Source organism: Gaoshiqia sp. US2 (assembly GCF_059705485.1).
Genome location: NZ_AP048550.1, coordinates 2,122,826 through 2,147,258, shown reverse-complemented (window position 1 = coordinate 2,147,258; position 24,433 = coordinate 2,122,826). Strand labels below are relative to the sequence as shown.

At 47.4% G+C, this 24,433-nt stretch carries 15 protein-coding genes; all 15 read right to left on the bottom strand.

What is annotated here, in order from left to right; translation table 11 throughout:
- Nucleotides 1–39 precede the first annotated feature (39 nt).
- Nucleotides 40–1,653 carry an SLC5 family protein gene (locus AC6H3C_RS08445; RefSeq protein ID WP_497520305.1) on the bottom strand — a complete coding sequence of 538 codons (1,614 nt, stop codon included), beginning with the start codon at nucleotides 1,651–1,653 and terminating at the stop codon, nucleotides 40–42.
- A 77-nt stretch (nucleotides 1,654–1,730) separates the two neighbouring features.
- Entirely contained in the window at nucleotides 1,731–3,002 is a 1,272-nt protein-coding gene (locus AC6H3C_RS08440; protein ID WP_497520304.1) for an AGE family epimerase/isomerase, read from the bottom strand.
- A gap of 18 nt (nucleotides 3,003–3,020) precedes the next feature.
- Complete coding sequence (locus tag AC6H3C_RS08435; protein ID WP_497520303.1) at nucleotides 3,021–4,136, bottom strand: GSU2086 family protein; 1,116 nt, start codon at nucleotides 4,134–4,136, stop codon at nucleotides 3,021–3,023.
- Nucleotides 4,137–4,160: 24 nt separating this feature from the next.
- Nucleotides 4,161–6,059 carry a PfkB family carbohydrate kinase gene (locus AC6H3C_RS08430; RefSeq protein ID WP_497520302.1) on the bottom strand — a complete coding sequence of 633 codons (1,899 nt, stop codon included), beginning with the start codon at nucleotides 6,057–6,059 and terminating at the stop codon, nucleotides 4,161–4,163.
- 11 nt (nucleotides 6,060–6,070) lie between these two features.
- Nucleotides 6,071–7,219, bottom strand: a complete 1,149-nt coding sequence (locus AC6H3C_RS08425; protein WP_497520301.1) for an MFS transporter — start codon at nucleotides 7,217–7,219, stop codon at nucleotides 6,071–6,073.
- Between the two features lie 29 nt (nucleotides 7,220–7,248).
- Nucleotides 7,249–7,902 carry a D-sedoheptulose-7-phosphate isomerase gene (locus AC6H3C_RS08420; protein WP_497520300.1) on the bottom strand — a complete coding sequence of 218 codons (654 nt, stop codon included), beginning with the start codon at nucleotides 7,900–7,902 and terminating at the stop codon, nucleotides 7,249–7,251.
- Nucleotides 7,889–8,896 (bottom strand): ROK family protein, encoded by a 1,008-nt coding sequence (locus tag AC6H3C_RS08415; RefSeq protein WP_497520299.1) that lies wholly within the window; start codon nucleotides 8,894–8,896, stop codon nucleotides 7,889–7,891. The genes AC6H3C_RS08420 and AC6H3C_RS08415 overlap by 14 nt, the downstream gene beginning before the upstream one ends.
- A 92-nt stretch (nucleotides 8,897–8,988) precedes the next feature.
- Entirely contained in the window at nucleotides 8,989–9,603 is a 615-nt protein-coding gene (locus tag AC6H3C_RS08410) for a DUF1349 domain-containing protein (protein WP_497520298.1), read from the bottom strand.
- Nucleotides 9,604–9,636: 33 nt separating this feature from the next.
- Nucleotides 9,637–11,946 carry a hypothetical protein gene (locus tag AC6H3C_RS08405; protein WP_497520297.1) on the bottom strand — a complete coding sequence of 770 codons (2,310 nt, stop codon included), beginning with the start codon at nucleotides 11,944–11,946 and terminating at the stop codon, nucleotides 9,637–9,639.
- Between the two features lie 4 nt (nucleotides 11,947–11,950).
- Nucleotides 11,951–13,717, bottom strand: coding sequence for a purple acid phosphatase family protein (locus AC6H3C_RS08400; protein ID WP_497520296.1), 1,767 nt, complete (start codon nucleotides 13,715–13,717; stop codon nucleotides 11,951–11,953).
- An 11-nt stretch (nucleotides 13,718–13,728) separates the two neighbouring features.
- Nucleotides 13,729–15,990 carry a hypothetical protein gene (locus AC6H3C_RS08395; protein WP_497520295.1) on the bottom strand — a complete coding sequence of 754 codons (2,262 nt, stop codon included), beginning with the start codon at nucleotides 15,988–15,990 and terminating at the stop codon, nucleotides 13,729–13,731.
- A gap of 14 nt (nucleotides 15,991–16,004) precedes the next feature.
- Nucleotides 16,005–17,534, bottom strand: coding sequence for a calcineurin-like phosphoesterase C-terminal domain-containing protein (locus tag AC6H3C_RS08390; RefSeq protein WP_497520294.1), 1,530 nt, complete (start codon nucleotides 17,532–17,534; stop codon nucleotides 16,005–16,007).
- Nucleotides 17,535–17,631: 97 nt separating this feature from the next.
- On the bottom strand, nucleotides 17,632–19,266 hold the full coding sequence (locus tag AC6H3C_RS08385) for a SusD/RagB family nutrient-binding outer membrane lipoprotein (RefSeq protein ID WP_497520293.1): 1,635 nt from the start codon (nucleotides 19,264–19,266) through the stop codon (nucleotides 17,632–17,634).
- 22 nt (nucleotides 19,267–19,288) lie between these two features.
- Nucleotides 19,289–22,699: a SusC/RagA family TonB-linked outer membrane protein gene (locus tag AC6H3C_RS08380; protein ID WP_497520291.1), complete on the bottom strand. Its 3,411-nt coding sequence runs from the start codon at nucleotides 22,697–22,699 to the stop codon at nucleotides 19,289–19,291.
- 267 nt (nucleotides 22,700–22,966) lie between these two features.
- Nucleotides 22,967–24,244, bottom strand: a complete 1,278-nt coding sequence (locus tag AC6H3C_RS08375) for a hypothetical protein (RefSeq protein WP_497520290.1) — start codon at nucleotides 24,242–24,244, stop codon at nucleotides 22,967–22,969.
- Nucleotides 24,245–24,433: the final 189 nt, after the last annotated feature.

Here is a 24,433-nt window from a genome sequence, read left to right as displayed (position 1 = left end):
TCTGTAATACAATTTCTTTCTTTCAATTTTCATGAAGCGTCAATACAACCAGATATACAGGAACAAGGTGATGAGTGAAAGAACTCCCAAATGCAAGCGCCAATCCGAAAATCCTTCGAAGCGGGCAATACCCTTTGAAAAATTGACCGTTGTTTTCGCCAGCTTTTCCTGATCTGTTTTTTTAGTAAACGCCGAAACGCCAAAAAGTACCCCGGTGATCAGCATTTCGGCCCAAAGGCCACGGTACCCGAAGTTTAAGGTCAGTTTATGGTGCAATAACGGGAAAACTGCTTTGGCAGTAACGGGACCGAGCAATTGGTCGATGACAAAAATGGAAGCCAGAATAAGCCCGACGAGTACAGAAACAGTGGCTCCCGTCATGGTTACTTTTTTACTGACAATGCCGAAAAAAATCGCCGGAAACACCGGCAATACCAGGTAGGCCGTAATGGTTTGCAGGTATTTGTACAAACCCTCCTCATTTTTATAAACCAGGTAAGCTGCACCAATTCCCAAAAAAGTGACCAGCAGGATGAAATACCGGCCCAGTTTCACCTGTTTCTTTTCGCTCATGCCAGGACGGAATTCAACGACAAAGTCGCGTACGATCAATGTTGAAACGGAGTTCAGCACGGCAATCAGCGATGTTACCAGGGCCGCCATCAGCGAGGCAAGCATGAGCCCGCGCAAACCGCTTGGCAGCAACTTATTCAGCAACAACACAAAGGTTTGTTTGGTGGCTTCGCCCTGCAACTCGCCCGGGAACAGCGCATAAGCAATGACTCCCGGCAATGCAAAAATAAAGATGGGGAAAAGTTTCAGCAGGGTGGCAAACATAGCTCCCCAGCGCGCGTGATTCAAGTCGGGGGCAGCAAGTACCCGCTGAACATTCACCTGGTCGATTCCCCAATAAAAAATACCGGCATAAAAGGCAGTGGCTAAAATCCCCCAAAAGGGATAAACCGGATCATCATAGGGTTTACCGATTTTCATCATTTCCGGCGCCTTAGCGATCAACCCGTTCCATCCTTCCGCCTTGTCGAGTCCGATCACAAGCATAATCATGGCCCCGACAATCATGACGACCACCTGGATCACATCTGAATAAGCGACAGCCGTAAATCCCCCGATGATGGTAAAAACAGCAGCGGCAATGGCAATATAAAACACGGTGATCATCACATCCCAACCCAGAATGCTGTTTAAAACCAGCGCCCCGGCAAACAAGGTAAAAGCCAGTTTGGTCATGATACTGATCACGAGCATCAATCCGGAAAAAAAGGTCCGGGCCCGTCTGTTATAGCGCAATTCGAGAAATTCGGGGATCGTATAAATCTTGTTTTTCATGTAGTAAGGAAACAGAACCGCACAGGCAAAACCAAGCGTAATCGCACAAGTCAGTTCGACTGAACCGGCAGAGAGACCGTAACGGTACGAATCTCCGGAGAGGCCAACCAAATGCTCGGCGCCTATGTTTGTGGCAAACAGGGATGCCCCGATGACCGGCCACTTGATCGACCTTCCACCGAGAAAGAAATTGGAACTGCTCTGTCCTGCTTTTTTAAGATAGGCCATGTACAATCCGAACGAAAGACTCCCGCCCATTACAATCGACAACACAATCCAATCGACAATAGTTAAGGTAAGCTCCATAAGCTGATGATTTACGGCTGATTGTTGATTAAATTATTGGTCATTGGTTGCTGGCTCCATGCTCCATGTCCCATGTTCTAAAGCTTCTCCAGAATTTTCTCCATTCGCCGGATGCTTTGGATCATGGCCCTGACGGTGTGATAATTAATTTTCCAGGAATGACCCATATGTGTCCAAATCGGTTCGCCGCGACGGGTAAGCAGCGGAAACCACTCGCCTACCCCTTTGTTGACCACTTTATCGAATACAAAACGATGCACGTTTTTATAGGCCTCCCAGTATTTTTCATCGCCAAACAGGATGAACGCGTCAAGCAAACCGATCAACACTTCGGCCTGTTGCCAGAATTCTTTTTCCCGGTCATAAACGCCTCCCGAATGCGGCCCTTCCACATAAACGCCGCCAAATTCGGTATCGATACCATGATTCACGGTGTGTTCGAAAATCGTTTGAAACAGTGCGGCATCGGTTTTCGGGTCAATTCCCAGGATCTGAAGCGCATGGATCAGCAACCAGGCCAACTCGGCATTATGGCCGTAGCAGGTGTTATCTGTCGCATTGCCCTTTTGCCCTTCTTCCGAAAAACGATCCCAACCCCAGATCATGTCGAATTTGATTTGCGGAGCCACCGACCAGTCTTTAAAAAACTGCGGAATGCCTGTCTTATAAACCGGATGGATGATACGCTTGACCAACAGGTCGATATCTTCGATCAACTTCCGCTTATGGACGTCTTTCCCGGTACATTCATAAAGCGTGGTGAACGCTTCCATCAGGTGCATGTGCACATCAAGGGTTTTCCGGTCTCCGCCCTGGCTTCCCGGTCCGCAAAGCGTCCAGTCGCGCCGGAACATTTCCCAATAGCCGCCGTACATCGAATCGACGCCATATTTTTGAAGCAGGTCGAACACCTTTTCAGCATATTCGATTCCTCTCGGGTCGCCGGTTGCCAGCGTATATTCACTAAGCGAATACATGGCAAAACTATGCCCGTAAATGATTTTTTGATCAATTTTCACCTGCCCCTTCCGGTCCGTCATCCAGTAGAATCCGCCAAATTTCTTGTCCCACATATGGCCGATCAGGTAATCGACCCCATGTTTAGCCAGTCCGGCACATTTCCCTTCGCCGTAACCGGCGCGATGAGCCGACGCCATGGTGTACAGGCAGCGGGTTTGGGCAATTAACGACTTTTCATCCTCACCCGAATCGTTTCCGTTTTTGTCAAAGTGAGTCAGAAATCCCCCGTTAACTTCGTCCTTCATACGGCTAGTCCAGAATGGAAGCAATTCGTTAATCAAGTGGTTCTCGGCCTCTTTCTTTAATTCCAAAATTTCATTTCTGTCCATATCCTGTTTATTAAAGTCTTAATGCTGTTTCGCAAGCAACTCGTGGCAAAGAGCCAGTAAAAAATCGCGGTTATCGGCCGTCAGGTAATCCATTTCGCCGCCCATGCGGCTAAATGTTTTGCAGTAACGCAGGTAATAGGCCGGATTATCGGCCGGCGGTTCGCCGTTTTCTTGCCAATCCCAGTCCGACCCGGCCAAATCGACAATCAGCATGTAGTGATGATCCAGGTGGTTGTTCTGTTGTATCTCCAGGTTTTGTGCCATGGAAAGCGATTTTTCAAAGATCATGGGCGACATCACGGCCGAGCCGACTGACATGTAAACTCCGTCATCCAGATTACGCACACCTTCTGCAAAACACAAAAAATCGTTCAGGGCGACGCGTCCCAGTGCAGCGCCGTGGTTCATCGGATGATTATAAATGATGTCGTGCCCGATCATCGGATGCCCGGTAAACGGGATTCCCAGCTCAAATGCGCGGGCTTGTGCCGAATATTTTTTATACGGATGAGGAATATTTATGAAACCAGCCTTCAGTTCAAATTTCCGGATCACCCCGGCCAGGTCGATTGCCGCTGCCGCCAGCCCAGGCCTGGTTTTCATGTTGGCCGCTGCTTCATCGTACAAGGTAGCGACGTCCGGAATTTGCAGTCCTTCCCGCGAAATCATTTTACCCACCGATTCGCCGTAACCCAATCCTTCGTATGCACCGACGATCAGGGCCAGGTTGATATAAAAACCGGTTTCGTCCCAGATTCCAAATTGCCCGAGCCTGACGTTTTCGCGAACATCTTCGCTCGATTTTCCCTGAAAAGCAAACTCCCAGTCGTGAATAATGCCCGCCCCGTTTGTAGCCAGATGACTGATCCAGCCTTCCTCCATGAATGCGATTAAAGCAGGCGACATGCCGTTTTTAATGGTGTGGGCGCCAAAAACCAACATCACCGACCGGCCTTTTGTACGGGCAAGGCGGATGCGCTCTGCTGTTTTTTGAATCAGTGTTTTCGCCTGTTCAGACAGATTTTCCGGTTTTTGTGCAATCGGGATGTGATCTTTTTCAATATATACCTTGTTTTTCCGATCGCTCAGTTTCCTGATCGATAACAGGTCCCGGTTAAATTTTGGGTAAGGCATCTTTATTCGATTATAGATTATAGATTAAAGATTTAGCAAGTTCAGCAAGCTTGCAGACTGCGCGAAATCGGGGATGATCAGGTCGGCCCCGGCTTTGATCAGTCTTGTCCGTTTACTCTCATTCAAACCAAAACGTTTCAACTCGTTACTGGCAACTCCTACGGTAAGCCCGCCCCGTTTGCGCGTTTCCCGTATTTCAACCGGACCATCGCCAAAGGTGACCAACTTATTGCAGGCCGCCTCCCCGATCGTATCCAGAATACGGTCGAGCACCATCTTTTTGGCCTCTTTGGTCACGTCGCCTACTGCGCCGTAAATTCGTCCTTCAAATAAATGATCGTATCCCATCGTCCGCGCTTCATTTTTCACATCTTCCTCATCGGTGCCGCTGGCCAGGTAAAGTTTCACCCCCGAATCCCGAAGTTTCTGAAGAAAGGGGACGGCATTCTTCACCGTAAAATCGTCCAGTGACAGTTCTCCCTTTTCATACTTGGCGATACGATGGTTCACCATTTGCAACAACTCGTCGTTGTAGATTTTTTTGTAGCCGAATTCGTCAAGCATCTCGTTTTCGGGCACGCAGCCAAATTCGCGGATAATCGCCAGCAAACCGTTCATCTGCACCAGGGTTTGAATACCGGTGGTTTTGTCGATGTAATCATTCACCCGCTCCCGGACTTTCTGATAAAGCGCGTCATCCGCGTCGCGAAATTTGTTACCCAAAACGGCTTTTACCATCATCGGTCCCATAAGGTGTTCCCAGCCTTCGCGTAAGGTTGAAATGGTTCCGTCGTGATCGAAAATGGCATATTCGACAGCCAGTTCTCCCATCCACGGGTTAATCAGTTCGATTTCGGTATCGGGAAGATAGACGGCCAAACGGATATTCCCGGCCAGCTCGGGAGCATACAGGTAATCCGGATCGCTGCCAATCGCTATAATTTCTTCCGGCGTTGCCGTACCGGTCTGAAAAAGTTTCTGAACCGTGACCCCGGCCACAAAACTGCCGATCCGGGCGGCAAGTTCCAGATCGTAACCCGCCGCTAAAGCGGAGGCTGCGCCGGCCAGGTAACTGTCTCCCGCTCCAACCGGATCGACCCGCGAAATGATCATGAGGCACGGGATGTCGGAAATTCCTTCTTCACTAATGGTTATCGAACCTTTTTCTCCTCGTGTAATGAATAAGGGTTTTCGGTATCTTTTAAATAATTGTTTGGCGCAGTCAACTACTTCCTGATACAACACAACTTCACCCGGTTGTTTATTTAATCCGCACAGGCGGGCAGCTTCCATGTCGTTCATCTTACGAATGGCGCCGTCGTAAAAATCATTGAAGTTCCGGCTGTCAACGATAAATATTTTCCCGGGAAAACGCCGGATCAGCCCAAGCAATTCCTGTTTGAAGTAATCGGTGTGGATACCCGAAGGAACCTGCTGATTGATCAGGACCACGTCCACTTCAGGGATTTCATTGACGAGACCGGCAATTAACCGATCGGCTGTTTCGTTGGAAAGTACATTGTAGTTTCCAAAATCGATGCGGTTTAGCTCGTGATCGCCGATATACGGTTTTGAATACGTATGGGTTGACCAGGCCTCATGCTGAACCAGTAAGTTCGTGGTTTTGATGCCTGTCTGTTGCATCATTCTGAGCATTTTGTCGCCAAATGGATCGGTTCCGATCACACCGAAGGCCCGAACATCTTTGACTCCTATCGCCGCCAGGTTGTTGGTCACGTTTCCGGCCCCGCCCGGCGAATATTTTTGTTGACGTACAGGCCTGGTCGCCTGGCCGGTTTCAATGGAAATCTCACTTTTCGACTCATCGATGAACCAATAGGAGTCGAGGCAAAAATCGCCCAAAACGGCTATTCTCACCCGGCTGATGTCCTCAAGTACTTTTTTTAGCTGTTCCTTATCCATAGCCTGAAATGTTATCTCTTTAAGGCATAAAGTCCGGCGCTCACCATATAAATCATCGCCAAAACCAACACCCCGAAACTGGCTTTCACACCAATATTGGCGCTAACCAGTCCCATTAAAGGAGGAAGAAATGCACCTCCCGAAACGGCCATAATCATTAAACCCGAAACTTCGTTGGCCCGTTCGGGCATTTTTTCGAGGGTGATGGAAAAAATGAGCGGGAAAAGATTGGCCGAGCCCAACCCAACCATAAAAATGGCTATTTGTACAACCAGGGCCGATTTCACCAACAACATGGCAACCAGGCTGGCCAATGCCACAATAGCCGTTAACAACAGGAACCGCCGGGCCGGAATCCAGTTTAACATGATGGCTCCGGATAACCGCCCGATCATCAGCGCTGCAAAATACAGGCTGATTCCCAGCGAGGCCCGTTCGAGTGTCAGTCCGAACTGATTTTGAAGGAAATTGGCAATGTTGGAGTTCATACCGACATCTGATCCCACCAGCATAAATATGCCCAACACCATCACCGCGACAAAAGGATTCTTCAGCAGGCTGAAACAACGTTTAAATGTTGCAGGCGCTTCGCCTTTGGTTTCTTCAATTTTTGTGACATACAACCAGAGCACCGCTAACGCCGAGGTGAAGGCGTACACCATAAAAACGAGTTTCCAGTTACCAAAAGCAGTCGCCATCAGGGTCGTAATTACCGGTCCCAACAGGGAAACGATTGCCTTAATAAACTGGGAAAGGCTCATGTAACTGGCATATTTTTCCCGAGGAGAAACGTCGTGGAGCAAGGGGTTTGCCGATACCTGAACAATCGTATTCCCGATTCCCAATACAATAAACGCAAAAAGCATCGCCGGGAACGAATAGTGAATGAATGGAATGACCATTCCCACACCCGTTAAGAGCATACCCAGGTTAAGCATCCGCCGTTTACCGTATCTATCCTGCAAAATTCCCGAAGGAACCGATAATACAAAGAACCAGAATAAAGCCATCGAGGGAATCAGCTGAGCCAGATCATCCGTCAACCCGAAGTCTTTTTTGATGAAACCGGTTGCAACGCCAACGATGTCAACAAAGCCCATCACCACGAAGGACATAAATACAGGCAGTGTTTTTTGAAGTCCGATTGTTGAATGTTTCACAAGTTTTTGGATTTATAGGTTTTTGACAGTTAATGGTTATGCTTATCGGCAAAAAAGTGATTCTCCACCATCAGGCAAAGCGTATGATAAACAGGCAGATGCAACTCCTGGATGAAAGCCGTATTTTTTCCGGGAACCTTGATCAGGATATCGCAGAATGTGTTCATCTGTCCGCCGGTTTCACCGGTTAAGCCAATAACCAATAATCCTTTGGCTTTTGCCGTAATGACGGCGTCAATCACATTGCGGGAATTTCCGGAGGTACTGATGGCGATTAAAATATCGCCTGCCTTTCCGTAACCAACGACCTGCTGGGCAAAAATCAGATCAGCATCCATATCGTTCGATACGGCCGTTATCAGGGCATTGTGTGCCGCAAGCGAAATAGCAGGTAAGGCCTGCTGAAGTTTTCGGGCCAGATAGGCGCCACGATCCGAACCGATTGTCGTCAGCCGACTTTTCAGCTCATCTCCGAGCGATCGCCGATGTTCAAAGCCTTTCATCAACTCGCCGGCGATGTGACCGGAGTCGGAACAACTTCCGCCGTTTCCGCAAATCAACACTTTCCGGCCCTGCTGATAACAGCCGATCAGCGCTTCAGCCGCTTTTTTGATATCGTTTTGAAGCGGTGTCAACTGCGGGTATCTTTCGGTTAGCTGATCCAAAAAATCAGGATGTTTCATTTCCACGACCTTTTAAAGTTTCGTACATGGCCACACACAGCGACGCATAGTCGCCGATCGAATCACCCAGCGCTGCCGGTTTGATCCGGCAGACCTTCAGGGCTGCTGGAATCGCTTCCTGCTGCAAAACTTTTTCCATAATCGGTTTAAACAGCAGTTCGTTCCGGGCATAAATACTTCCGATAACTATACATCCGGGGTTGAATAAATCGATCAGGATGGCAAGTCCGCGACCAAGATAATCAGCAGATATCTGAATAATTTCGAGGGCAACCGGATCGCCTGATTGTGCTGCCCGGGCAACCATCTTTGCATCGATTGTCTTAATTAGCTCCGGCGACGGGCAAAAAGCAACGGCCTGGTTATTTGCCAGCCTTTCAGTGACAATTGATTTTGCCAGTTGAGCAATTCCTCCCCCACTGCAAAATCCCTCGAACGAGCCGGCTTTTCCAAATCCTACCGGGCCATCGGGCGCCAGGCGGATATGCCCGACTTCGCCACCCAAATCATTGGTTCCGCTGTATAATTCACCGTTTAAAATCAGGCCGGCGCCCATGCCTGTACCGAAAGTCAGGAAAATCATGTTCTGTGTCCCTTTTCCGGCGCCCATCATCCATTCAGCCAATGCACAGGCATTGGCATCATTTTGCAAAGCTGTTTCAACCCCATATCTTTTCCTGAATATTTCGGTAACCGGCACTCGGTTCCAACCCGGAAGATTGGGAGGCGAACAGATCATCCCCGTTTTCGAATCCAGGGGCCCTCCGCAACTAATCCCGATCTTTTTCAGCCTGACATCGGGGAATTCGGCCAGAATTGAATCGATATGCTGCCCGAATTCAAGGAGAATCGCTTCAAAACCACGTTCAACCCGGGTTTCGAAAAAAACTTTCCTTTTGATGGAAAAAGAAGAGTCTCCCAATACGACAGCGCATTTTGTCCCTCCAATATCGAGACCTAAATAATGATCTTCTTCCTGATTGATTTGAGTCATATAATTTAACCAAAGTGTAAAAATTTATCAACTCCAATTTAACTTCGATCCATGCGGTATATACCCATCGGTACGTTCTTTTATTATCAAGCTTAACTTTCATGGAATTTCCTCCATTTACACCGGCCCAATTCAAAATAAGAAAAAACAGCTTTAAAGCTTGACTTCAACGGGCTGCATGCGTAAACGCCGATCCGGGCAACCGGAATGGGTTTGTGCATGTGAAACATCCGCATCTGCCGGTACTTTTTTCCATCCACTGAAAATTCAAGGTAGAAATCCTGTCCGCGCCGGCTTAAGCGGTACCAAACCGAAGCAAGGGTTGCCGGAATATCGGTCGTAGCCCAATCGGAATACCCCAGGTTGGTAACCACCGATCCCAGTCGGGCAAAGTTGTGATTTTCGTGTTCCACAGCCGCCTTCATCCAATTTTCACTATCCTGATAAAGAATAATTCCACACTGATCGTAGCGGGTTTTAACCTCAAACCAGGTTCTTACTGAGAAGGTAAAATTACCTTCCACCGATTTGACAAAAGTATGTCCGTTGTCGTTTTCAAAGCCATAATAGGTACGTTGCCATAAATCGGTTTCAGGATCGGTGATCAACGCCAGGCCATCTTCTTCCAGCCAAAATACGCGGGGCTGGTTAATCCAACTGAATTCTGACAATTGCACTTTACAATCCTGAATTTCAAATTCATTCATTCTTCATTCATCGTTTAGTTTTTCACTCTATTCTTATAAATCAGGCCTTTTCGGCCTGTCGTAAGGTTTTGCCCCTTTGCTTCCGGACCTTGATTTTCCCACTGATATTAATTCCGGGGCATTGGTTTCGGGAGCCTGTATAAAACCAAAATACCGGCCCATCCAGTAATTCCGGAGAAAGGCAGTCGGTTCTTTCACCACGTTTCCGCCTGAACCGCCATCCAAAAGAGTGGCATGGCTGCCAGCCATCATCGCCGTTTCGCGCGGAGAGACCGCCCTTGGAGCGCCTTCATAAGCCGTATATCCGGGTTCGGTAAACAAGTCGTCGCGATGCGAATTCTGAAAATCATGGACCGTGCAGTACAGTGTCCATTCGCGCAAGTGTTTTACGGCTTTTTCGGCTTCACAATCGTTCCCGGTTATAGCTCCATAACTAAAATTGAACCAGGGCATCTGTTCCATGCGTTTTACCTCCCAGGTACGTTCGAGGCTGCGAAGGTAAACCGATCTGAAATTGGGGTCATCGGTGTAACGGAGCAAGGTATTGTAGCTTTCGAATGCCAGGTCGTCGTCCCAAGGCGCCAGGGTTTCAGGCGGAAATACGTTTTTCTGACGGATGGTATTTGCCGGGTAAGCCCAGTCGACCAACTGTCGGTAGCCTTTTTCGTATTTTTGATTACCTGTAAGCGACAGAGCCGTCTGCATAAACATCAGGGCTTCCAGTCCGTTGAGTCCACGGTCGGCGTAACCGTAAGGCCGTAGCAGGTACTCAGGATTCCATCGTCCCCAGCGAGTAGGTTTACCGTCCATATCGGGTAAAACGAAACCACTTTCCAAAATATAGGAAGCAATCCGGTCCAAATGATCTTTGGCCATTTCCTTTTCCTTGCCTTCGGCTACCAGATCGTGAAACAGCGATACCGAATAAAAATGAGCCGTAACCTCATCGCTCGACGTGTCACCTTTCCAAAACCATTTTCCATCGGCCGTTGGGTACCATTTTGCAGGCAGTCCACCCGATCCCTGGCTGCTTTTTTCATCTTTATCGGCGGTGACCGACCAGATGGAGCGGGCAAAAAAACCTTCAACCGGCACAATCCGTTCCAACCAGAGCATGGCTTTAAACGATTCCACGGCTTCGTTCCGGGCTGCCGGGTCGCGTGTAACCGCGTATTTAAAACACATGGCCGCCAACCAGGTAGCTGTGTGCCCGCCGTCATTGTCACTGATATGCCTGATCCATTCGCCGTCTTTTTTATACAGGGTATGAACAAATCCCAGCCGTTTATGTCCCCAGGCTTCCAGATGATCCTCGTAATAAGCCGCTTTTTTCAGGAGCGTGTACGGTTCATACCTGATGATTCCGATTCCTTTATCGGTAGCAACACAAACCATCTTGTCGGCAACAGCAATGTCGTTCACCTCGTTTCCCGGCAACCAGTGGGCGGCGCCAAAGTAATGCCAATCGTTATTCAACATACGAACAGCGCCTCTTTTTGTACCAATCCAAATGTCGTCATCAAAACCTTTTGCCAAACAAGTTGCATCTTCAACCGGCAGGCCGTCTGCTCCTTTAAATGTTGATAAGGCCGCCCCGCGCAACACCGCCAATCCTTTACCGGTAGAAATAAACAAACGACTTCCAAAACTGAGCAGATCAGTCGTGGTTTTTGAAGGTAGTCTGCCCCAATCAATAAAATCGCGGTTAACCACCAAACCATCAAATAAAACCAACTCGCCGGGTCGAAGGACATGAAGCGTTTCGCCGTAAGACTCAATCCGCATGATTGGCCCCAGCCGAACCGGTTCGGCATGAATCCGGGTCCCGTCCTCCATCAGCATCGTCGCATCGCTCGAATGGTAGCCTCCTTCGGGCTTGAGGGACACAAACCTGTCGTTTTCGAACCGAAAAATTTCTTCCCGGGTGGCCGCATGTAAATGTCCCTGATGGATACACATATCCACATAGTCCCGGTCATCTGTTTTCGTCCAAATTGCTCCCGCCAGCCTGTAAATTCCTCCGGGGGTCAGCGCCCACAGGTTGCCGCTTCCGTTAATCAGCCGGGTAACTCCGTCCGGCGACTCGTTGTCTGCATGCAAGCGGCCGTTTTCGAGACGAAAGATTTTTTGATCAACCACGGCAAAACATTTTTGATCAAAAATCGCGACTGCCTGAACCGGACGGTCAAAAGGAATCTTTTCGGCAACTTCCTGCAAGTAAACCTGGTCCGGTTGCGGCTTCCACAGTGGCTGTGTGATTTTGTAAAGATTTTGAGCTGAAAGAGGACCGAAAAAAATACCCAGGACCAGAATAAAAGCTGTATGGAGAAAAAAATGTTTCATAGCTTCATTTTTTGATGGTAAACGAGTCGATTAAGCGGTTATCCGCATTCAGGGCAGAAAATGACAAATTACGCCCGTCAATCTTCACATACTGATACAGATGGCCTTCCGTGTTCCTGACTGCCGCATAAGGTTCGTCGGCAAGCGCATGATTTTTTGTCGGGAGGGCAATCGAAATGAGATAAGCCGTCCCTTCGTTGTACGATTCAACCACCTGGCCGGCTTTCATGGGTTTGGAACGCATGTAATAATGAATGTGCCCTCCCATGACCAGATCGACCTGGTACTTATCGAAAAGCGGCACCCAGGCCTTTTGGATATCCAAATAGGGTTCTTCCCAATTGTATGGCGGAAAATGAAACACCGCAAATTTCCAGAAAGCCTTTGTTTGGGCCAATTGTTCCTCAATCCACGCGGTTTGTGCATCAACAGGCGAGGTAGCGTCAATCATCAGGAACAACGCATTTTTATATTCAAAGGAATAGGTTTGTTCTTTTTCCACACCTGCGGGGCCGTTTTCGGGATAACTGAAAAGATCGCGGTACATCCGGGCACCCAGTCCATAACGATTGTCGTGATTTCCGGGAACCGACATCAATGGTTTCCGGCAGATTACTGTTTTCGCGTATTCAAACAGCTCGTCCCACTGGTTGCGGTGTAAACCATCGCTGACCAGGTCGCCGGCGATCGAATAAAATGCCGCATCCGGATAAGTTTGATCTGCTGTATTTATTAACTTTTCGAATGTTGGGGAATAATGGGTGTCGCCAAACCAAACGAATGAAAACAGATCGTCGTTGGCCGCTGTGGAAAAGGTGTGGGTTTCATTCCAGATTGTTTCGGGAGCAATCCGATACTCGTACACTGTTCCGGGTTTCAGATCAATCAACTTAGCCGTAAACCGGTTGATAAAGCGGTCGTTTGCCAACAGCCGGTCCTCCATCCGGTATTTTTCGGCCTGTACGGAGAATTCCCGGTCGCTGCCCTTTTCCCGGTACACAACCAGTCCTGCGTTAACAGTTGTGTCTGTCCGCCATTGGATATCCACGCCGGTTGAAGGATCGGAGCTCCAGGTCAGCATCACCTGGTCGGCGGTTTGAGACGATGGGTAAGAACTGGTCCGAAACGCACCGATCAGATGCGATTCGGCGCCTCTGCCCCGGATGGTGGTCAACAACTTCTGCCCTTTCATCTCTTCCGGAACATCTGATAACACCAGTTCATCCCAGTCGTGATATATAAAAACCCCGTTTTTCAAATTACCCACGTATTGATTTTCAGGGAAAAAATTGCTCAACTCGAGGTGGTCATTTTGATTCTGAGGCGCCACTGAAACAAAATAATGAAGGCCGTAATTTTCAAAGCCGTTGATGCCCAGACCAACCTTTCCCGCGCCAAACGGTTTCTGCCACACTTCGTAGGTGGTCTGCTCGTTTTTCATGGTCATCGCCGTTTTTACGAACCCGCCTTGAGCCAACCAAAACGGCTGATTTTTCTGCTTCACACTCCGCATAACCGACACCACCACGGGCACATTTACATGGAAGGTCCAATGACGGGTAGCCAGCGTTTTCAACTCATCTTCTGAAAATAACGACATCACCTGTTCCTGGTCCAATGCCGGCAACTCACTGATGTCCATGTTCTCATACAAATGGCTGACCACCCGGTCCATCACCTCGTCAACTGTTTTCTCTTGGCGGGTACAGGACAACAAGCCTGCCAGCCAGAAGAGAATCACCAAATTTGCAAATAAGCGGTTTGTATTCACGGGAATAAAATTTATAAGTCAGAAACCGGAATGTCCGTATTGGTTGGCCCGCTGATCACCCCCAGGTATCTGCCCATCCAGTAAGGCAGCAGCCAGATATCGCCGGCGCTGTGTTCGCCGTTGCCATTACCGCCGATGCGGTCGAGACGGAACATGTTACCGTTATGCCGCTGTACCGGTCTTTCATCAGGGGGAAGCACCTCTTTGGTGGTTTGGTTTCTGAAGTTCGGAGCAATCAAATCAATGTCGTTCCGGTGGCTGTTTTTGATGTCCCAGTTGATCAAATCCATCGGATGTTCCTGAAGGTACCAAATGGCTTCATCCAGATCGAACCCGTTGCTGACCATAGCCGTGAAAATGTTCCAGGCCCCTTCTTTTTCAGGCCGTTCGATTTCCCAATGGTCAATGATGGCTTCGCGGTAACGGGCTTTGAGCGTGTCATTAAACGCATACCGGTACAAGCCCCAGTAACCGAGAAAGTACATCTCGTCGTCCGAGTGGTTCCAGCTTTCCGACAAGTCGCGGCTCAGTTCGTCGGCGTCGGCGGGTGCCACGCCAATCTCTTTCATGGGTCGCATCAGGTTTTCAAAATAACCATGTTCGCGCATCAGTTCGAAGGCTTTTTCCCTGAAAACTTCTTTTTGGGTGAAATGATAGGCCGTCTGCAACATGCCGATAATGTTGGAAGAATTGATTTTACGATCGCCTACCATCACTGGCCTGGCATTCACATATTCGGGGTTCCACCGCGCCCAGGTTGTTGGTTTGCCGTCGTAATCAATCAGGTACATATCGTGATCGACGATGTGCTGCATCAAAATATCAATCAGATGGATAGCCCGTTTTTTCATTGGTTCGTCGTCAATCAGTTCAGCCATGGCGCCCAAAGCGAAGATGTGGCCGATAGCCTCGTCGCTGCTGGTGGTGGCTTTCCAGTCCCATTCGGGGTCTTTGGCGTGTTGCCACCTTTCGGGATCGGATAAGATGTTGATGTACCCGCTCCGCTCAAACGACCGCGACGGGAAGCCAACAGGGTTGGAATTGATGCTATACAGCCGTTCCATCGCATCGAGTGATTCCAGGCAATTTTGCAACGCTTCTTCCGAACGGGTAACAGCGTACCTGAAAATTTCGGCGCCCAGGTACATCGAAGTCCACAAACCATCATTGTCCGAGTCGCTCAGGTATCCGGTCGAAAGGTCACCTTTTTTCATGCCGTCAAGCGATGAATTGAATCCGTTTCGGATATGCCGCTGCCTGACTTGTTTCTGAAAATACGCCGCCTTGTCGGCCAAAGTCATGTTTTTAAAACAGATTTGCCCGAGTCCTTTGTCGGTCAGAATCAAAACCGATCCATTTGGCCCCGGCGCAATTGAACTAACCTTGTTTCCCGGAAGCCAACGTTCGCCATTGTAATAATTGAATTTCCCATCGTTCCGCAGCATAAAAGCGCCTTCAGGCGAACCAAACCAGATGTTGCCGTTTATCGCTTTCACATAAGTAATTTCAGGACAGGGAAGTCTGTTTTGGATGGCTCCGTTTTGCTTTTTGGTGCCGGTATTCAATTCAAGGTACCCATTTTTTGTCCCGATAATCATCTTCCTGCCTTCTTCAACTACGTCAAATGATGTAAAACCGGTGCCTTCAAAAATTTTGGCCAATTTTTTTTCTTTCGGGGAAAAAGAACCCAACGAACTACTGCCAAGTATCCAAAAAGTTTTCGTTTCAGGCGCATAGCGTATGTCGATGATCCCGCCCTCAAGTTTATCCGACCATTGTGTCTCCGAATCTTTCACATAGTTTAAAACTGTTCCATCGGAAACCAGAAATGCAAAATCATCGCCTCCGGCAAAACACCGGGCATGGGGCATGCCATGTTTCGAGAACAATTTCCCCGCCCATGCGTTGCTTAACACCGCCACATCGTCGAGATAAACAAACTGATCCTGATACGAGGCGATGCCGGCGATTTTTTTATCTGCCATTGGTCGGTAGGTAAGGTCAGAAACCAGCGTCCCCGGATAAAGGAACTGCCCGTCATGCGGTTTCAACAATCCGCTGGTCGAAAGTACCTGGATATTTTCGTTACGGTCTGAAACTACACCGAGAAGTTGCTGACCCTCGTCGTTCGAATAGTATTTAATGCTGTAATCCTGCACAAAAGGCATATCCCGGTGAACAGGTTTTGCTTCTTCAGGCGAATTCATACATGATCCGAAGAGGAGCAAAAAACAAAAAACAGAAATAAACTGGTGAAAGATTTTCATTTTCATTTGGTTTACTAAGTTTAACGTATTCTGAAAACACGGCTTGCCTGGCTGGTTTGCCCGAACATATCGGTTGTTTTCACGGTCAGGGTATGTGTTCCGGGTCGAATGTTTTCGGGCAGGTTTGCTGTCCACATATGTGTGGATATACTTGGTTCGTCCATCCGATAGCCAAACACATCTTCCAACAGTTCACCTTCCACCTGTTGTTTCAGATACGGGCTCAACCGGTGCATCCGGAGACATTCCGGGTCAACTGTTTTAACCTGCTCAAGGCGAATCCAGCTTTCCTGGCGATCAAGTCTCATTTCGACAAGCGAACGTTCGGAACCGGCAAAAACATTCACCAGAACCTTGGTTGTATCTGCCGCCTGAACGGCAATTTCATCCGGAAGATAAATATTCATCTGGTAATTTTCGGGACGGCGGGCCGCTTTAAAACGGATGCTGTACCTGTTTCCGTCGAAAGTAATGACCGAATAACCGTTTGGGGCGCCATCGTTCATCGTGGCGTGAGGTATTCCGGTTTCATCATTCAACCCGCACCACCAGCTGCCGCAAACCGTTGCATTGATCAGGTGATGATGCGGACTATGGCCGCTCCACCCGGATTCTTTGCCGGCAAAAACATGAATTTGTTCGTGCACATGGCCCGATATTGAAAAGGTGTATTTCCGGTCCCGGATCAGTTCAAACAATTTTTCACGGTTGTCGCAGGCCACCACCGGGGCGTGCATCAGAAGGACAACAAGCCGGTCGTCGGGCACAATCGCCAGGTAATTTTTTACAAAAGTGAGTTGATCGTCGGTAAAATGCGGGATATACTTCCCGTCGGGTTTAAAAAATATATTGTTGAGGGTGATAAAAACAACCTGCCCGTACCCGAAAGCATAGGTACTTGGTCCGAAAAGCCGTTCAAACGAATCATCTCTTTCGGCATTGGTTGTTGCATCGCGGTCGCAATCGTGATTTCCAAAAGTATTGTACCAGGGGATGCCGATTTGTGCAATTCCCTGTGCCACTTCGTTAAAAAGGTCGGGGCCATCGGCCGTAATGTCGCCCAGCGACAGGCCAAAAAGCGCATCGGTCCCGATGCATTCGGCAACCACATCGTGATTGATGTAATTGACTTCTTTCAATCCGCGGGCCTGGGTGTCGCCAAAAAAGAGAGCGGTGAATTTATCCTGAACCGGGGCAGGAAGCATAGGAAAATTGATTGATTCAGGCAATTCGTCCGTTTTGTCGGGATACAGAAAAAAATGACGGGGAATCATGTTGGCGTCCACCGGTACCCGGTACGCTGCCGGTTTGATCACAAATACCCCGGAGCCATCATTTACCGGAAGGATCCATCTCCCGTCATCGCCGGTCAACACCACCTCTTTCCCGTTGGATACGGCAATTTTACCGATCCCTTGCTCCTCCTGATCAAAAACGCCATTGTTGTTTTTATCCAGGAAAACAATTCCTTTTATAAATTCCCCCTCAAGCCCGTAAATAAATTCAGGGAAAAAGAAAAGAAGAAAACAGATGCGAATTACCGGGAACATACGGCACAATTAATACGTGTTAAAAATGATCGTTTTAAAAAATGGGCGCTGTTCTGCAAAAAACAGCACCCATATCAAACTCCGGTTATTACCCTGGTTACTTCAGAATCCAGATTTTGGTGTACTGGTCGTCGACGCCCTGGCGGGCAACAGCCTCATCGTACTGTTCAGTATTATTATCCTTTTCGGCCGTTGGGTAACGCCATCTTTCCGGGAAATTGTTTCCCAAGCCCGTTGGAACTGCATCACCAATCACAGAAGGTAATTTTGTCCTTCTGTACTCGAAATAGGCCTCAATGCCGACGGTGAACAGCGCCAGCCACTTTTGAGTAGCGATCTTTTCAAGGTTATTATTCCCATCCAAAACAACCAGTGGATTGGCCAGGTATGCAGTTATTTCGGCGGCTGGAATTTGCCAGCGCTGCATGTTCAGTGTCACCCCATTGTCGTAATAGGTTTTGGCATTTCCGGTGATCCAGCCTCTTTGAACCGCTTCGGCCAGTGATAAATTTGTTTCGCACGCCTGGAGCAAGGTCAACTTAAGCAGCGGGAATTTATCCTTGACAAATAATTTACCAAACGATGAGGTGCGATAATTATCGTATGCTCCGGCGGCAGGTACCGTTCCCCCGTAACGAACCGGATTACCTTCGCCAAATCCAATGGGCATACCAACATACAGGTCTCCTACCGGATAACCTTCCGTATTTCCCTGACCATCAGGAACACCATCGCCATTTGTATCAGCATTAATGTCCTGTTGTTGAACTTCATAGGTAAAATCATACCTGTCGGTAACATCAAAAGTTGCCTCAGCATTGGCCCAGGGAATTAAAGCAGGAGCGATCCATCCCGTGAGACGCGGGTCATTCAGGGTTTTCAAGGTGTTAACAAACGTGGTCGATGGTTTTCTCCGGGTCAGTTCATTTCCTGAATTATCATTATAGTTCCCCAAAGGCCATGAGTTAAAATTAGCCGTACCCAGGTATAAATAAGCGGCATTATCGCTGACGCTGGTGAAATATTTACCGCCACTGACAATTGCACCGATCTTGGGGCCATTATCCACGCCATTCTTTTTATACGCTTCGTAAGAGCTAACCAGCAGCCGAATTTTTAAAGAGTTTGCAAATTTTACCCATTTTTCTGTGCTCCCTGAATAAATCAGGTCGAACTGAGGTTCTTTGTAATTGGAAGTACTTTCCATCAGCATGATGGCGCGGTCAAGATCTGCCAGCATACCATCATAAATTTCCCTTTGAGGATCGAATTTAGGAAAGAAGATACCTTCTCTTCCTCTAAGCGCTTCGGTGTAAGGGACATCTCCCCATTGATTGGTCAGGTATGCAAACATAAACGACTTAAGAACCAACAAAGCGCCCTCAATAAACGGTTCACCCTCCTCAACGGCCAGCTCTAACCCGGCTTTAACCGGTTTCAGTAATTCCAGCTCGGTGTTCCAGTTTTCGGGAGCTTTTGAAAACTCTTCATACGTTTGGGACTTCACCGAGAATAATTGCTGATAATACTGAACAACAGCGTTGTGCCGGTCTTCCCTGATTCCGGCCCGTTGATACCATTGTGCAATGCCGTCGATTGATCCGGAGAGCAAATACTTTGCACTTGTTCCATAGGTAACATCCTCTGCCATTTGCCTTTCGTCAATCCGCAACTGGTCGGTACACGAAACGAGGTAAAAAATACCCAAACAGGCGATTAATATTTTTTTCATAATCATAATCTATTATCGTTTTTTAAAAGTTCAGATATAGTTCAAATCCCAGAGAACGAACCTGCGGCATAATGAACCGGGCAACACCTTGGTTATCGAGTGTTCCTGTAAAAGCAGACTCCGGGTCTTCGTTTTGGCCACTTTTTGTCCAGAAATAAACGTTCCGGGCAACAAGAGAGAAAGTACCGCCCTGGCACATAAATTTTTGTGTAAAGCGAACCGGAAGATCGTAAGAAAGTGTCACTTCTTTCAGTTTAAAGTTTGTTGCATCGAAGGTACGGGTCTGAGGAAAATCCCATGTATTTCCTACAATAGAGTACGGATCGTTGTAAAGAGTCGCGTTGGGGTCGGCGCCATTCAAAATATAGTAGGGCCTTTGTACGCCGTTATCATCCCAGGTTTGGTTGCCTAAATCCCGATCCTCAACACCAGCTCCGCTTCGCGGATCAACATACACGCCAATCCAATAACTGGCGTCATTATATTCAACATAACTTTCTTCAATTCTGTTTCTAACTTCCGAAATTTGTATATTATCAGGATTTGGCCATGCAAAACCACCGGCTCCAACACGTCCGCCTTCCCAATAATGATGATCACCGGAAACCGAGAAGGGCGCTTTACCGTCGTCACGTAAGATCTTTGTAGTTTCTGACACATAAATGCCACCTTTTCTGAGACTTCCGACCATACTCAATCTAAATCTTTTATACCTGATATTCGTACTCAATCCCATGATATAATCCGGGTTCCAGTTACCAAGGAAATCGCGGTTCGACGCCTCATCGTTTTCAATCGGCGTACCTGAACTCCACTTCAACAATTTCATTCCTTTAAACTCGCCCTCTTTAACGACCCACCAGCCTTCTTTGGCATACAGGTTTCCCATCTTCTCGCCAACAGCCAGGCGCTGCATGGAATTGTCGGCATAATCATACCAGGCCGATGTAAATTTCGGGTGCATGTAGGTAATTTCAGATTCAGCAGTTGAAATATTCCCGGAGAGGCTCCATGTCCAGTCATTGTTTCGCACGGGAACAACCGTTAATGACCCTTCCCAACCTTTTGCTTCAACAGTACCGACATTCGTCATTAAATTTGAAAAACCTGTTGACGAAACCACCGGTATCGTATTGATTTGTTTTAAGTGTTTTTCGGTGAAAACGGTGAAGTCAAATAACACCCTGTTTTTAAACAACGATGTTTCAATACCGTATTCGAATGATTCGTTGATCTCGGGTTTAATATTCGGGTCGACTAAACTACCGCCAACGGTACCCAGACTGGCGCTACCCCATGAATAGTTTTTAAAATCATAGGTATTCCTGTTTTGCTGAACCCCCAAGCCGAACCCTACTTGTGCCCATCCGGCGCGAAGTTTCAGCAACGAAACCGATTCAGGCAGGTCAAAGGTTTCAGATAGCAGCCAGCTTAACGATGCCGAAGGATAGAAATGTTTTTGTATTTCCTGCTCCGTTATCCCCGACCAGTCATTCCGCCCGGTAATATCCAGGTAAAGCATTTTATTAAAACCTACTGACGCTGTTCCGTAAACACTCTGATATCTTCCGGTTCCAAAACCACTGTAATTTAAAGCGTTCAGCGTTTGCTTATTCAAACCATCCAGCCTGAAATCGTTTGGTTTCAACAAGTTCCGACCAAGAAAAGACCAGCCAGTATTATAGGTAAACCGGTAGTTGTATCCGGCATTGGCCATAAGATCAAACTTGCCGTAAGAGTTATTGAACGTTAAAATCAAATCGGTGTTAATCCGTTCATTCTGATTATTGGAAGCTTCAAATTCTCCTTTGGTCCGATCCCGGTTATCGTAAGGTATTCTTTTTTCAAAACCGACCGTGTATAAATCTCCTCCCGTACGTACCAGGAAACTAAGAGGCTTTATAATTTGCCAGTTAAGTTCAACCTTTCCAAACACCTCACTTGTCACAAATTCGCGGATATTATTTTCAGTAACCCAATACGGGTTGTTATTTCTTACCTGGTCGCCGTCTGTCCGGACATCCGGGTTGCCCGCCTGCCTCATATACGGGGTATTCTGATAAATACCTTCGTACCCGTCGATCCAGGTATTTGCTTTTCTCCATTCGCTCATTGGCGCCATATTGGGAGACATGGAATACAACAATTCAATGATACCGGTGCGAACATCCCGTCCGGCAACAACAGATTTGTTTGGTGTATAACCTTTTGTATAAGAAAAAGAGGTCGTTACCGAAACGTTATCGGTTAACTTATACGTTCCTGAAAAGTTAACCGTGTTACGGGTGGTGGAATTATTCGGGATTACACCGGTATTTTTAAGGTTTGTGAACGAAAGCCGATAATTTCTCTTGTCGTAATTACCTGTGATACTGGCATTGTTTGTAAGGGTGGTCCCTGTCTCCATAAATGCTTTAATCCGGTCTTCATTCGTCCTCTTTACCAAGGGACCGCTGTAATATTTTTGTTCCAGCAAATCCCATTGAGTATAGTTTTTAGCTGCTTCAGGACTACCAACAGCGGCACCCCAGGCCGAATTCGCCTCCATGGAATAATAATCGCTGCCATATCGCTCTCCCTGAAAATAATCCTGATGAACAGGCATCGTTTTGTAAACATTGTCTAAAACTAAAGAGGAGGTAATTTCCACCCCGATGCCTTTTTTGCCTTTCGCTCCTGATTTCGTCGTAATCAAAATAACACCATTACCGGCCTCTGATCCGTAAAGCGCCCCGGCGCTGGCGCCTTTCAGAATGGTAACACTTTCAATATCGCTCGGATTAAGCTGCGACATTTTGTTTCCAATGTCAACCCCTCCTAATCTTCCAACCTGCCCGCTACCAACAGGAATACCATCGATTACATAGAGCGGCTGGGATCTGTTGGACTGGTCTTTATTTGAAATACCGGCAATGGTAGTGGCTCCCCTGATGGTAATTAAAGCAGACGAAGTCGGGTCTGAACTTAAACTAACAATGTTGACCCCGGTCACCTTACCGTCAAGCGACTTCAACATATTCACATTCCCAGCCTGGCTCATATCCTCGCTGCTAACACTCGAAACCGAGTATCCCAGCGACTTCTTTTCCCTCGAGATGCCCAATGCAGTCACAACCACTTCGTCCACACGAATATCTAATGACTTCAGTGTCACGTTGATTTCAGGTCTTCCATCCACCTGAATTTCCTGCGTCTGCATTCCTACAAAAGAAAAAACCAAAACAGACTGCGCATTTGGCAGACTAATGGTATATTCACCATTCACGTCGCTTAACACGCCAATGGTGGTCCCCTTTACCATGACCGCTGCACCGGGAAGAAATTCTCCGTCAGCGCTTTTGATCACGCCATTCACTCTAAACTGAGCGAACGCAGCGCCTGACAAAAAAGTTAACATCCCCAAGAAGAGCATTTGAACGATTTTCTTTTTCATAGACAATAGAATTAGTTATTTATAACAATATTCAAAGCAAAAACAAACTCCTATTAGGTCAAGTTGAATATTCACTTATACAAATATCGAGAATTAAACATGACAAAGCCTATGGAATTTTATTCATATTACATCACATTTTAACCCTAAGAAATCGAATAAAGCGATTCAAAAGAACACAGATGTTAATATTCAATTATAATAGTAATAAAATTCAATTAAAAGATATTACGATCATAAAGAATCATTGGCCTCCCCAAAAACCAATCAGGAAAAACGGAGCTGAGATCCGGCCATCTCTCCGTGCATGTAGATTGAAATCAAAGCCAGCATGAAAACGAGTAATAAGGACACAATAAGAATTTTCATCCAGACAGGCCCGTTAACTTCCGGATCGGGGATATTCAGAAAAACAGGGAACTGTTTGCTCAACAAGTAAATAATCAGTACAATATTAACAATATATAAGTGATGGTTGAGCAGAAAGACACCGGAGAATGCTCCGCTCACCAGATAACTAAAAACAATGTAAGCCATGAAATACGCCAGAAACATGCGCTTTACACGTTTTTCACCAACTCGATTTTCTCTGGATAAGGATTTGCTCCACGAAAACCGGATCATGGCCGCTAAAACGGCCAAAGCAGCCAGGCTGCCGATAAAAGTCACTTTGCCCGGATCAGAACCAACTGCCGAAGGGCTAAAAAGCGGGTCTGACAGGGAAGAGGATTGCTGAAATACGATCAGCGGTATCAGGACAAAAACCAACAGAAAAGCAGAACGGTTCTCCCAGTTTTTGGGCGTTACCGATTCGTTTTCTTCAGGCCATCGGGAACTGAACACACCATAGGCCATAAAACTTCCTCCGAAAAAGCCAATCGAGTATTCCATCACATTCCACATGTTGAACTGAATTTCGAGCACATTTCCAAGTATCTGTAAAAAATTTCCAAAGGCAAATCCAAAGCCTGCTCCAATCGAAGAATAGAAGGCAACCCGTAAGGCCGAATGATATTTATGCCGGGCCATAAACCAGACCAGAGCGGCGCCGGCGCCGAAACATACCGCCCAGGCTTCCGATCGCGGCGGAGTCATCCATATTTCGAGCTGATGAATCAGCAAATAATAGGCAATCACCCCGCCGGCCGTCATCTCGACGATCAAAGGGGCCCATTCCACCTTTCTTTGTTTCGACGAACTCAGGCTCAAGCCGGTCAATCCGCCGCCCAGCAATCCATACAGACCACCGATCACAAAAAGCATCAACAAACCGTACGAGGCATTTAAAAAATCATCGGCCCGGCCGTAACCCACAATCATTCCGTAGCTGATCATCCCGCCCATGCCCCAGCCAACGGCTGAAGCCAAAACAACAGCCAGTACCTTTTGATACCAATCTTTTCGCCGTGCGGCAACCACCAACGCCAGCGCCCCGATTCCACCGGCCCAGGCTGCGCCCTGTTCATGGCCAAACTGCCCCCTGACAGCCCATGCTGTGCCCAACGCCATTCCGATCATCAAAATACCAATCCATTGCTTTTTCATACATCAATTCAAAATCTAAATAAAATAACGGCAAATGTTTCTCAACCGCTTCAGGTATTTTATTCAAGTTACATTATTTTTTCACCTCAACCCAAAACACATCCGGTAAACAAATCAAAAAACAACAGTCCTTCATAATTGATTAACAAGCCTTAATTACATTAAAATCATAAAAACACCACGCCCCAT

Bases quoted from the DNA above. Each gene is read 5' to 3' on its own strand.
- AC6H3C_RS08445 (WP_497520305.1), bottom strand. From the start codon at position 1,653: ATGGAGCTTACCTTAACTATTGTCGATTGGATTGTGTTGTCGATTGTA.
- AC6H3C_RS08440 (WP_497520304.1), bottom strand. From the start codon at position 3,002: ATGGACAGAAATGAAATTTTGGAATTAAAGAAAGAGGCCGAGAACCAC.
- AC6H3C_RS08435 (WP_497520303.1), bottom strand. From the start codon at position 4,136: ATGCCTTACCCAAAATTTAACCGGGACCTGTTATCGATCAGGAAACTG.
- AC6H3C_RS08430 (WP_497520302.1), bottom strand. From the start codon at position 6,059: ATGGATAAGGAACAGCTAAAAAAAGTACTTGAGGACATCAGCCGGGTG.
- AC6H3C_RS08420 (WP_497520300.1), bottom strand. From the start codon at position 7,902: ATGAAACATCCTGATTTTTTGGATCAGCTAACCGAAAGATACCCGCAG.
- AC6H3C_RS08415 (WP_497520299.1), bottom strand. From the start codon at position 8,896: ATGACTCAAATCAATCAGGAAGAAGATCATTATTTAGGTCTCGATATT.
- AC6H3C_RS08410 (WP_497520298.1), bottom strand. From the start codon at position 9,603: ATGAATGAATTTGAAATTCAGGATTGTAAAGTGCAATTGTCAGAATTC.
- AC6H3C_RS08405 (WP_497520297.1), bottom strand. From the start codon at position 11,946: ATGAAACATTTTTTTCTCCATACAGCTTTTATTCTGGTCCTGGGTATT.
- AC6H3C_RS08395 (WP_497520295.1), bottom strand. From the start codon at position 15,990: ATGAAAATGAAAATCTTTCACCAGTTTATTTCTGTTTTTTGTTTTTTG.
- AC6H3C_RS08390 (WP_497520294.1), bottom strand. From the start codon at position 17,534: ATGTTCCCGGTAATTCGCATCTGTTTTCTTCTTTTCTTTTTCCCTGAA.
- AC6H3C_RS08385 (WP_497520293.1), bottom strand. From the start codon at position 19,266: ATGAAAAAAATATTAATCGCCTGTTTGGGTATTTTTTACCTCGTTTCG.
- AC6H3C_RS08380 (WP_497520291.1), bottom strand. From the start codon at position 22,699: ATGAAAAAGAAAATCGTTCAAATGCTCTTCTTGGGGATGTTAACTTTT.
- AC6H3C_RS08375 (WP_497520290.1), bottom strand. From the start codon at position 24,244: ATGAAAAAGCAATGGATTGGTATTTTGATGATCGGAATGGCGTTGGGC.